11 protein-coding genes are annotated in these 11,762 nt (G+C 44.7%); 4 read left to right on the top strand and 7 right to left on the bottom strand.

The features are described 5' to 3' along the window. Positions 1–316: 316 nt before the first annotated feature. Genes pgsA through uvrY form a run of 3 tightly spaced genes read right to left on the bottom strand, consistent with a single transcriptional unit; the run spans position 317 to position 3,416 of the window. The gene (pgsA, locus tag ACED46_RS00830) at positions 317–877 is read right to left on the bottom strand and encodes a CDP-diacylglycerol--glycerol-3-phosphate 3-phosphatidyltransferase (RefSeq protein WP_371720732.1); all 561 of its coding nucleotides are present in this window, start codon (positions 875–877) and stop codon (positions 317–319) included. Between the two features lie 46 nt (positions 878–923). Next, positions 924–2,756 carry an excinuclease ABC subunit UvrC gene (gene uvrC, locus ACED46_RS00825; RefSeq protein ID WP_371720730.1) on the bottom strand — a complete coding sequence of 611 codons (1,833 nt, stop codon included), beginning with the start codon at positions 2,754–2,756 and terminating at the stop codon, positions 924–926. 15 nt (positions 2,757–2,771) lie between these two features. After that, the gene (gene uvrY / locus ACED46_RS00820; RefSeq protein WP_004729778.1) at positions 2,772–3,416 is read right to left on the bottom strand and encodes a UvrY/SirA/GacA family response regulator transcription factor; all 645 of its coding nucleotides are present in this window, start codon (positions 3,414–3,416) and stop codon (positions 2,772–2,774) included. A 418-nt stretch (positions 3,417–3,834) separates the two neighbouring features. Here uvrY and ACED46_RS00815 point away from each other — a divergent pair, with 418 nt between their 5' ends. Further along, positions 3,835–6,198, top strand: a complete 2,364-nt coding sequence (locus ACED46_RS00815) for a DNA polymerase II (RefSeq protein ID WP_102333648.1) — start codon at positions 3,835–3,837, stop codon at positions 6,196–6,198. Between the two features lie 93 nt (positions 6,199–6,291). Here the strand turns inward: ACED46_RS00815 and ACED46_RS00810 are convergent, their stop codons facing one another. Continuing rightward, complete coding sequence (locus ACED46_RS00810; RefSeq protein WP_017061494.1) at positions 6,292–7,059, bottom strand: hypothetical protein; 768 nt, start codon at positions 7,057–7,059, stop codon at positions 6,292–6,294. A gap of 137 nt (positions 7,060–7,196) precedes the next feature. Here ACED46_RS00810 and yeiP point away from each other — a divergent pair, with 137 nt between their 5' ends. The 3 genes from yeiP to ACED46_RS00795 all read left to right on the top strand — a co-directional run bounded on the left by yeiP (position 7,197) and on the right by ACED46_RS00795 (position 8,736). Further along, positions 7,197–7,766, top strand: a complete 570-nt coding sequence (yeiP, locus tag ACED46_RS00805) for an elongation factor P-like protein YeiP (protein WP_017055115.1) — start codon at positions 7,197–7,199, stop codon at positions 7,764–7,766. 10 nt (positions 7,767–7,776) lie between these two features. After that, on the top strand, positions 7,777–8,106 hold the full coding sequence (locus ACED46_RS00800) for an HI1450 family dsDNA-mimic protein (protein WP_004741258.1): 330 nt from the start codon (positions 7,777–7,779) through the stop codon (positions 8,104–8,106). A gap of 147 nt (positions 8,107–8,253) precedes the next feature. Next, entirely contained in the window at positions 8,254–8,736 is a 483-nt protein-coding gene (locus ACED46_RS00795) for an RNA methyltransferase (RefSeq protein WP_017061495.1), read from the top strand. 218 nt (positions 8,737–8,954) lie between these two features. Here the strand turns inward: ACED46_RS00795 and rluB are convergent, their stop codons facing one another. The 3 genes from rluB to ACED46_RS00780 form a co-directional block, all read right to left on the bottom strand. Continuing rightward, complete coding sequence (gene rluB, locus ACED46_RS00790; protein ID WP_017055112.1) at positions 8,955–9,989, bottom strand: 23S rRNA pseudouridine(2605) synthase RluB; 1,035 nt, start codon at positions 9,987–9,989, stop codon at positions 8,955–8,957. Positions 9,990–10,148: 159 nt separating this feature from the next. Beyond that, positions 10,149–10,769, bottom strand: a complete 621-nt coding sequence (locus ACED46_RS00785; protein WP_009848751.1) for an L-threonylcarbamoyladenylate synthase — start codon at positions 10,767–10,769, stop codon at positions 10,149–10,151. Between the two features lie 62 nt (positions 10,770–10,831). After that, positions 10,832–11,686, bottom strand: a complete 855-nt coding sequence (locus tag ACED46_RS00780) for a PHP domain-containing protein (RefSeq protein WP_017061496.1) — start codon at positions 11,684–11,686, stop codon at positions 10,832–10,834. Positions 11,687–11,762 lie beyond the last annotated feature (76 nt).

The raw sequence follows: 11,762 nt of genomic DNA, 5'->3' as shown, positions 1-11,762 counted from the left end.
AACCGAGGTCCACGGATTTGCAATCCGCTGCATAGCCACTCTGCCAAGGCGCCTTAGTAACTCCAATCGAATCGCTCATTGCCATCCTCTTGGGTACGGGATGCATTCTACGGATTCAGACGATTGAGTCAATATTATTTTTGTATTTTTAATTCGTTTGAATAGATTTCATACGAAACAGGCCAAATAGCTGACTTTATGTTCAAAACACACTGTGAGCGGGTTATTCAAAGGAGATCTATATCACATTAGATATCCACTATTGATAACTTAACCTTAGGTTAAAGATCAAAAAAGCGAGCCTCAGCTCGCTTCTTCAGCAATGATGTTTTTCGTCTAACAAATCGTCTTTGGCAGCCATCAAGTATTGTGCCATTGACCAATAAGTAAGAACGGTGGCGACATACAGTGCAATGTAACCTACCCACACCATCCAGTCGTCGTATCTCCAGATAAGTACCCAAAGAGCGAACATCTGAGAAACCGTTTTGACTTTACCAACCCAAGATACCGCAACACTTGCGCGTTTACCGATTTCAGCCATCCATTCACGAAGCGCTGAAATGATGATCTCACGAGCAATCATGGTCACGGCTGGAATAGTTATCCAAATAGAGTGGTAATGCTCTGTAATCAGGATAAGAGCCGTAGCGACCAACACTTTGTCAGCCACAGGGTCAATGAAGGCACCGAAGCGAGACGTTTGCCCTAACTTACGAGCTAGCATGCCATCTAGCCAATCAGTGAAACCGGCTACCCAAAACACCATCGCAGCAGCGAAAGGAGCCCATTGATAAGGTAGATAGAAAACGACAACGAATACTGGGATCAAAAATAGTCTCAGTAAGGACAAAATGTTAGGTATATTCAAACGCATATTATTGGGCTCTTATTAATTGCGCTTTAATGGTGCGGGATTTTTACTATTGTTTCAATGCTTGATAAATGTTTTCTGCCAAAGAATGACTAATGCCCGGCACTTTGGCTATTTCTTCGACAGTTGCACGCTTAAGTTCTTGTAAGCCACCCATATATTTCAGCAAAGCTTGACGACGTTTAGGTCCTACCCCTTCAATTCCTTCCAAAGCACTGGTTCTGCGTGTTTTACCACGTTTCGCCCTGTGCCCTGCAATCGCATGATTATGGCTCTCATCACGAATGTGCTGGATAAGATGCAGCGCTGGTGCATCGCTAGGTAAATTAAACTCTTCACCTTCAAGGGTTACCAAAGTTTCTAAACCCGGTTTACGCGTCACGCCTTTCGCAATACCCATCATTCTTGGTCTAAACGGCCAATCACCCCAATATTGAGAAATGATCTCATGAGCGCGGTTTAGCTGACCTTTACCACCATCGATAAAGATGATGTCTGGGATCTTGTCGACATCGAGTTGCTTCGAATAACGTCTCTCAAGCGCCTGAGCCATCGCTGCATAATCATCGCCACCTGTAATGCCGGTGATGTTGTAACGACGGTACTCTGGTTTAACCGGGCCTTCTTGATTGAACACCACACACGACGCAATCGTGCTTTCACCCATGGTATGACTGATATCAAAACATTCCATGCGCTTGATAGCATCCATCGACAGCACTTCTTGGAGCTCTTTGAAGCGCTGATTAATCGTCATCTTGTGATTAATCTTGGTGGTAATAGCCGTCAATGCATTGGTATTAGACAATTTAAGGTAACGACCTCGAGTACCTGAAGGGTTGGTATTGAAGTGAATCTTACGACCCGCTACTTCACACAAGGCTTCTTGAATCGGTATGACATCTTCCATCAAATCGGCATTGAGAATCAAACGGGTTGGGATGGTTCTCGCTTCACTATGCGCAAGATAGTATTGGCTTAAAAAGCTCGAAAAGACCTCTTCTCGCACCGTATTGTTGGGAATTTTAGGGAAATGGCTTCTACTGCCTAAAACCTTGCCTTGGCGAATCATCAAGATATGAATACACGCTACGCCATTCTCTTGAGCAAATCCCAACACGTCCATATCTTCCATTGAATCGTCAGATACGTATTGTTGTTCTTGCACACGTCGAATCGCTTGGATTTGATCACGGAAAGCGGCAGCTTGTTCAAAACGAAGCTCACGGCTTGCCTTGTCCATTTTGTCGATGAGCGTCTCAAGGACTAATTTGTCTTTCCCTTGCAGGAACAGACGAACGTAGTCGATAAGTTCACTGTACTCTTCATCAGAGATGATTGAGCTAACACATGGCGCAGCACAACGACCAATCTGATACATCAAACACGGGCGCGTTCTATTGGCATAAACCGTATCTTCACACTGGCGGGCAGGGAAAATCTTTTGGATTAGGTGTAGCGTCTCACGCACAGCGCCGGAATCAGGGTAAGGACCAAAGTATTCGCCCTTTTTCTTCTTAGCACCACGGTGCATCGACAAACGAGGATGCTTGTGACCGCTAATAAAAATATAAGGGTACGACTTATCATCACGCAAAAGTACGTTGTATTTAGGCAAGTACTGCTTGATGTAGTTGTGCTCAAGAATGAGCGCTTCTGTTTCCGTGTGCGTTACAGTGACATCGATCTTGTCAATATTACTAACTAGAGCGCGTGTTTTTTCACTGTCGACTTTTTTACGGAAATAACTGGAAAGGCGTTTTTTGAGGTTCTTAGCTTTACCGACGTAAATAACGGCAGCCTCGGCGTTATACATTCGATAAACGCCGGGCTGCTCTGTTACTGTCTTGAGGAATGAGACTGAGTCAAACAAGTTGGTCACTATACGATCTCAGTGTTAAAGGGTCTCAGTGTCTAACATTCCATGTCTAATCGCTAAATGCGTCAGCTCTACATCGCCACTGATATCCAGCTTACTGAACAAGCGGTAGCGGTAACTGTTGACTGTTTTAGGACTTAGATTGAGTTGTTCTGAAATATCCGTCACTTTCTGACCTTTGGTAATCATCATCATGATTTGAAGTTCACGTTCAGATAAGTCTGCGAATGGATTTTCAGACGCAGGCGAGAATTGGCTCAAAGCCATCTGCTGCGCAATTTCTGGTGAAATGTATCGTTGGCCACTATTAACCACTCGAATTGCATTTACCATTTCATCCGGACCTGCCCCTTTAGTAAGGTAACCAGCAGCTCCAGCTTGCATCACTTTAGTTGGAAACGGATTTTCCGTATGAACAGTTAAAACGATGATTTTAACATCAGGGTTGAAACGCAAGATCTTCTTGGTTGCTTCTAAGCCACCAATACCAGGCATATTCATATCCATCAAAATAACGTCAGTATTGTTAGTACGACACCATTTTGCAGCATCTTCACCGCTTTCAGCTTCCCCTGCTACGTTCATTCCACGGACGTCTTCAATAATACGTCGTATCCCTGTGCGAACCAGCTCGTGATCATCTACAAGGAAAACATTTATCAAACTTGTATCTCCACACTATTAATTGGCTCTGCAACCACTGTGTCATTTCATCTGTTTGAAACAATTGAACAGTGGATCGCAGCATTGAGTACATCTTAACTTAATTACTAAAAAAAAGCTCTGTTGAATATGTGCTGAAACACGAACTTTAGCAAGTACTTATTAACAAATAAGCTAACTAAAACAACAAGCTTTTTCTAAAAATCAACCAGTTAAAACAACACCCAATAAAATTACATAAGATAAAGATATTTTCAATACCATTGAATAACCATTCGCGACAATTTCACTTATTTGCTTATAGAGTCCCGTTATTTGCCTCTACTAACTAGAATTTAGTTAGTATTTTTACTGCCTTTTGTGCGCAGAGGGTCGCTAGATGGTAGTATTCGATTCCCCATTTCAATAGGTTACTACATTGGATATTCAGCAAGGCTTTGTACTCACAAGACAAGCAAGAGATTTTTCAGGGCGCACACAAATCGACTTGTGGTTAAGCACCCCTCAAGGCCCTACTCTGCTGACGATTCAAAATGAAAAACCGGTATTTTTTGTCGCTCAATCTGACGTTGAGGCATGTCAGGCAATCGCAGCGAAAGAGTCGATCGATTGCCAATTTAAGCCTCTAGAATTAGCCACATTCGAGCAAACACCTCTCGCCGCGTGTTACACCTCACTGTCGAGAAGCAGCTTTGGTTTAGCGCAAGCCTTTCACAACGAAGAAATCCAAACCTTTGAAAGCGATATTCGACTCGCCGATCGATTCTTGATGGAACGTTTTATCAAGGGAAGTATTGAGTTCACCGGATCTGCTGTGCAAAAAAATCAGCATCGTCGAGTCTCAAACGCAAAATGCCGAGCAGGTGATTACTTACCCAGTCTATCTGTGGTCTCGCTTGATATTGAGTGTTCGGAAAAAGGCGTGCTTTATTCAATTGGCCTAGACAGCCCGATGGACAGCCAAGTAATCATGGTCGGTGAAGCACAACAAGCTGAAACCAATATCCAATGGGTTGCCAACGAGAAAGCGCTACTTGAAGCCATGATAGCTTGGTTCTCTGAATTTGATCCTGACATCATCATTGGCTGGAATGTTATCGACTTCGATTTTAGGCTGCTGCACAAACGTTCAGAATGGAACGAAGTGAAGCTCAACATCGGCAGAGACAACCAACCGAGCTTTTTCCGCAGTTCTGCTCAAAATCAGCAAGGTTTTATCACGATTCCGGGGCGCGTTGTCTTGGATGGTATTGATATGCTCAAGACAGCGACCTACCACTTCCGTTCTTGGTCTCTTGAGTCGGTATCGCAAGAGCTGCTTGGGGAAGGCAAAGACATCCATAACGTTCATGACCGTATGGATGAGATAAACCGAATGTTTAAGTTCGATAAACCCTCACTCGCTAAGTACAACCTTCAAGACTGCGTACTGGTAAACAGCATCTTCGAGCACACTCACCTACTCGACTTCGCGATTGAGCGCTCTCGATTAACCGGTGTTGAGCTGGATCGCGTTGGTGGCTCTGTTGCGGCCTTTACTAACTTATATCTGCCTCAAATCCACAGAGCGGGTTATGTCGCACCGAACTTAGAGCCAGAGAATTGGATTGCGAGCCCCGGCGGTTATGTGATGGATTCAATTCCCAATCTGTACGACTCGGTTTTGGTACTCGATTTTAAGAGCCTGTATCCATCGATCATTCGCTCGTTTCTGATTGACCCTATGGGACTAATTGAAGGGTTGAAGCTTGAACTAGGCCCAGCAGAAAACCAAGCCGTTGATGGCTTTCGAGGTGGGCAATTCCACCGCTCTAAACACTTCTTGCCCGAGATGATCGAAAACCTTTGGGCTGCACGTGATGTGGCGAAGAAGAACAACGAGAAAGCGTTCTCTCAGGCGATTAAGATCATCATGAACTCATTCTATGGTGTGTTAGGTTCGTCTGGTTGTCGTTTCTTCGATACCCGGTTAGCGTCTTCAATTACCATGCGTGGACATGAGATCATGAAGCAAACCAAGGTTCTGATCGAAGACAAAGGCTATCAAGTGATTTACGGCGATACCGATTCAACCTTCGTGTCTCTGAACGGCAGTTATGATCAGCAAAAAGCAGACGAGATCGGGAACACACTGGTCGCTTACATCAACGATTGGTGGACGAATCACTTAAAAGAGACCCACAACCTAACCTCAATACTCGAATTGGAATACGAGACTCACTATCGCAAGTTTCTAATGCCGACCATTAGAGGTTCAGAAACCGGCTCGAAGAAACGTTATGCCGGATTAATCACTCAAGGCGATAAAGAAAAGATCATATTTAAAGGGCTTGAGAGTGCACGCACCGATTGGACACCTCTCGCACAGCAATTCCAACAAACCTTGTATGAGATGGTGTTTCACGATCAAGATCCAACCGACTACGTCAGACAGTTTGTTGATGAAACCTCTGCTGGCAAACATGATGATTTATTGGTGTATCAAAAGCGCTTACGCCGCAAATTACATGAATACCAAAAGAACATTCCGCCGCAGGTTCGCGCAGCTCGTATGGCCGATGAGATCAATGCTCAGTTAGGGCGCCCTCTTCAATACCAAAATAAAGGACGCATTGAGTATTTGATTACTCTGAGTGGCCCTGAGCCCAAGGAGTATTTAAAGAGTGGTATCGATTATCAGCACTATATCGACAAGCAGATTAAACCGGTCGCAGAGGCAATACTGCCCTTCATCGGTTTAGACTTTGAAAGAGTTAGTGGGCAGCAGTTGGGTTTGTTCTAGCACTATATTCAATATGCTCTTAAAACGAAAAAAGCAGAGATATGTTCTTCAGCACACTCTGCTTTTTAGTATCAATGGATCGGTTATAAATCTCTATCCGATTCTGAACTCGGTTTTCTGATACTGCTTAATCAACCACTCACCAAAGCCATCAAGAATACCGATCACCGAACGTTTAGGGATTGGTCGACCAGAAAGTAAAATGCCCAACCTTTGGATTTCGACTTCTCGATCTGGGTGATACTTCAAGAACTGTTGGCCACATTCAACAGGATCATCGTACCAATATTTATCGCGGTACATCACCAGTGAGTAACTCGCCCGTAGAAGCTTCTTGGCAATAATCACCTGCGCAGCGACTTGTTGTTCTGGCGTTGTCGCTCGTGCGATCTTGTTGCGATACACCGCCAACCAGTTTTCCGCATCCATATTCCAGTGCTTAGCGATTTCCCAACTTGTTTCAAAATCACCATAGCAGTCTGATAAGTCTTCACCATGCACACACACGGCTAAATGCTTGAGCATAAAACCCCAAGTGAAGATATTGTCGAAATCGACTATCTCACTCACTAAGGTAGTTTTTATCGCCACTTGAGTTACCTGCGGGAAGCTCTTTTGGAAACGCCATTTGATGGTGTTCAACAAAGTGGTTCGTTGGTCAGGAAACGGTCGATGGGTCACCACAACCACATCTAGATTGGAGCGACCGAAGACGGCTTGCTTACGAGCCACACTGCCATAAATATAAATACTGTGCAGATTAGATCCTAACCCACCTTTTAGAAAGGTAATCAGATCGTTAACCACAGGTTGAAATTCAGGTTGAAAAGGCTGTGTTGGGTCAATAACGGGTAGCTGCATAGGTCGTTTCGGTAAATAAAATAATGATTTAACTATAACTCTATGATCGCCTAGGTGACTTTATGATTCAAGCTATTCCTATTTATAGCATCTCCGAGATATAATCAGCGGATAGACCCACTAAGGACAAACACAAAATGCCTAGAGCAAGTGAAATTAAAAAAGGTTTTGCTATCACAGTAGAAAGCAAAACAGTGATCGTTAAAGATATCGAAGTAACAACACCAGGCGGCCGTGGCGGCCAAAAGATTTACCGCTTCCGTGGTAACGATGTAGCAACTGGCGTTAAAACTGAAGTTCGCCACAAGGCTGACGAAATTGTTGAAACTATTGACGTAACTAAGCGTGCAGTAATGTTCTCTTACGTTGATGGCAACGAGTACATCTTCATGGACAACGAAGATTACACACAATTCATCTTCAACGGTGAGACTATCGAAGACGAACTACTGTTCATCAACGAAGAAACTCAAGGCATGTACGCGATCCTTATCGACGGCAACGCTGCAACGCTTGAGCTACCAACATCTGTTGAACTAGTTATCGAAGAGACTGATCCTTCAATCAAAGGTGCATCAGCGTCTGCTCGTACTAAGCCTGCTCGTCTTTCTACAGGTCTTACTATTCAAGTACCTGAATACATCGCGACTGGCGACAAAGTAGTAGTAAACACTGCTGAACGTAAATACATGAACCGCGCAAGCTAAGATACTTATTATGACCGAAGCTAACGACCTAATGTCTTATGACGACGCAATTGACACTGCATACGACATCTTCCTAGAGATGGCACCTGACAACCTAGAGCCTGCAGACGTGATTCTTTTCACTGCTCAGTTTGAAGATCGTGGCGCAGCAGAGCTTGTTGAAACTGGCGATGATTGGGTTGAACATGTTGGCTTTGAAGTCGACAAAGAGATCTACGCTGAAGTGCGCATTGGTCTTGTGAATGAAGCTGATGACGTTCTAGACGACGTATTTGCTCGCATGTTAATCAGCCGTGATCCAGAACATAAGTTCTGTCACATGCTGTGGAAACGCGACTAATACCGCTGTTGACGCTCATCTGCATGAGTAAACAAGTATTCATGTAAGCGAGTTAAAAGTTAGCCGAGCCCATTGCTCGGCTATTTTTATCACGCTATTTTCCATCGTGATTCATCACTTTCATCATCAACGTTAGATTCACTGATTATGACCAAAGCAAAAACAGACACACAATCAAAAGGCTATGCCTGCATTGGCCTAGTTAACCCAAAGACGCCAGAAAACGTAGGCTCAGTGATGCGAGCAGCTGGCTGCTACGGCGCCAACTCTGTGTTTTACACTGGCACACGCTACGACCATGCGCGAAAATTCCATACCGATACCAAAGAAAAGCACTTAGCCCTGCCTTTGATTGGTGTTGAAGAGCTGAAAGATATTATTCCAGTAGGCTGCGTGCCGGTTGCTGTTGATCTGATTGAAGGTGCTAAGCCTCTACCTGATTACAAGCACCCACCACGTGCGTTTTACATTTTTGGCCCAGAAGATGGCACGCTAAAGAAAGAAATCACAGATTTCTGTCGTGAGACGATTTACGTTCCGACCAACGGCTGTATGAATCTAGCGGCATCAGTGAATGTTGTGCTTTACGACCGACTGGCGAAAGGCGATAACTTTTCGAATCATAAGTAAAAGAAACGAGATACGAGCAGATTATAGATGCGCCTACACGAGATAAGAGATGCGAAAAGCTCGCTTACTGTCACTTATGGCAGCATGTTTTCGATACTCGGTTACTCGCATCCCGCATCTGCTATTTCTCCAGACGTAAAAAAACCTGCTCAATGAGCAGGTTTTTTAGTATTCAGTGCTTTCAGCTAATGAAGCTTTACGCGTAAGAAATTACGTAATTACTGACGTGTTCTTGGCTTAGCTGGTTTAGCCGGACGACCGTTGTTCAGTTTAGGCTTACTTTTGTTAGCCTGAGGTTTGCCTTTGTTTGCAGCTGGAGCGCTACGACCTGAATCAGGTGTTGTAGTACCGCGAGTTGCAGGCTTCTTACGCTTAGTTTGGTTGCTACGGCCTTTTGGTGCGTTTGCACGCTCTTCGTGACGTTTAACAGCACGACGAATTTTTTGGCTACGAGAACGCTCACGCTTACGAGAAGTGTTTGAAGGATCAAGATCCAACAGTGTCTCTTTCTCAGGCTTAAGCTCAACAAGCTCTCGCAGGTAGTTAACTTCTTGAAGATCTAGCTCTTTCCAACCGCCACGAGGCAGTTTCTTATCAAGGTAGATATCACCGTAACGTACACGTTTCAGGCGGCTTACTGTCGTTTCTTGAGATTCCCAAAGACGACGAACTTCACGGTTACGACCTTCGTTAATCGCTACGTAGAAAGTATGGTTCATACCTTCACCACCAGCGTAAACAACATCTTCAAAACGAGCCATGCCGTCTTCTAGTTGTACACCACGAGTAACGTTTTTAACTTTTTGCTCAGTCACTTCACCGAATACACGTACTAGGTACTCACGCTCAACCTGACGGCTTGGGTGCATTAGACGGTTTGCAAGCTCACCATCAGTAGTGAAAAGCAAAAGGCCTGATGTGTTTGCATCAAGACGACCAACTGAAATCCAACGAGAACCACGGATCTTAGGTAGACGATCGAAAACAGTACGGCGGCCTTCAGGGTCGTGACGAGTACAAAGCTCACCTTCAGGTTTGTAGTAAGCAAGTACACGACAAACCACTTCTTCAGAAGCCTTGCCTGAAACAGTATGGCCATCGATACGGATCACTGAGTTCTCGTCTTCAAGACGCTCGCCCAGTTTCGCAACTTGACCGTTAACACTTACACGACCAGATTTGATTAAACCTTCTAGTTCACGACGAGAACCGTGACCAGCTCGCGCTAAAACCTTCTGTAATTTTTCGCTCATTTACTCTTTTCTACCTAATTGTCGTCTTCACAGACGTCGAATGAATTTTTCACGACCAAATCGCGGTCGCGTATTATCGCAAATAACCTGCCAAAAAGCACTTGTTATTTACTGTGGCAGGTTTGCTGTATCGTTACAGACTGTTAATCAGTAAAGCGATTATTCAAACGGCGCAGGATCGCCAGCACCACGACGTAGAACCACGGCATCATCGTCACTGAAGTCAATAACGGTCGTCGGTTGCTCACCTAAGTAACCGCCATTCAAAATCACATCAACCGCATGCTCTAGGCTGTCACGAATTTCTTCTGGATCCGACTCTGTAGTCTCGTTACCCGGAAGAATCAGAGACGTCGACATCAGTGGTTCGCCCATCGCTTCCAACAGGTCGAGTGCAATCTTGTTGTCTGGGACACGAATACCAATCGTTTTACGCTTGGCGTTCATCAAACGCTTTGGCACTTCTTTAGTTGCTTTAAAGATAAACGTGTAAGCACCTGGCGTGTGTGCTTTCAGCAGACGGAAAGCCACGTTATCTACGCGTGCATACAGTGATAACTCAGAAAGATCACGGCATAACAAGGTGAAATTGTGCTTGTCATCGATGCGACGAATTTTACAGATACGTTCAAGTGCTTGTTTGTTTTCAAGCTGACAGCCCAGCGCATAACCGGAATCTGTTGGATAAACCACAACGCCGCCATTGCGAATAATCGCAACCGCTTGAGTAATTAAGCGTGCTTGTGGGTTATCTGGGTGTACATAAAAAAACTGGCTCATTGTTGATCCTCGTTATCGAATCTCTCGACTCTATCATCAGAAGGAGCTGGCTCACCTAAAGACTATTCAGATGGTGAAACCGTTTGAAACTCCCAATCTTTCCATACTTCTTCGACCCCAGAAGGTAGCCAGAGATTGCGTCCAAGTTCCATCCACGGAGATGGGTAATGGAAATCACTGCCTTGGGAGGCTAATAGTTTGTATTGTATAGCATAATCCGCGAGTGTGCGTCTTTCTTGTTGCGCTTGCTGAGGTTGAGCTACTTCCATCGCATCCCCTTTCGCTTCAACAAATGCCGCTAGCAGGCGCTTAACCCACTTGGCTGTAAGTCCATATCGCCCAGGGTGAGCGAGTACGGCTTGTCCACCAGCAGCATGAATAGCCGTGACAGCATCACTCATTGAACACCAAGTTGGCGGCACATAACCTGGGTTATTACGAGTAAGAAACTTTTTAAACACCTGCTGCATAGTTTTCGCATAGCCATTGTCGACTAGCCACTTAGCAAAGTGAGCGCGAGTGATTGGTGCATCACCCGCAATCAATTTAACTTCTTCTAACACCCCTTCACGAGTCGCTTTCTCAAGACGGTGAGCGATCATCTCAGCACGCCCAATACGGTGTTGCTTCTGTTGTTCAATGAGCGCTTTGAGTTCTGGTGACTCAGGATCAACGTTTAACCCAACAATATGGATATCTTTGTTTTGCCAAACAGTCGAAATCTCAATGCCGTTTATCAACTGAATAGGAAGGTTGTTATCCGCAATGTAGCTGCGTGCTTCAGCAAGCCCATCAGTCGTGTCATGATCTGTAATCGCTAGCGCTTCGATGTTAAAGCCAAGCGCTCGGTCAATTAGCTCAGGTGGAGTAAGTCGGCCATCTGAGGCTGTTGTATGACTATGTAGATCAATTCTCATATATTCTTTTTCATTGTTTTCAATTTTTATCGTTATATTTGTGTCAACACACTTGACCCGCAAGCAGAGAACTAGT

Source organism: Vibrio sp. 1S139 (genome assembly GCF_041439475.1).
Taxonomy (GTDB): domain Bacteria; phylum Pseudomonadota; class Gammaproteobacteria; order Enterobacterales; family Vibrionaceae; genus Vibrio; species Vibrio crassostreae_C.
This window is presented reverse-complemented; position numbering and strand designations above follow the sequence as displayed.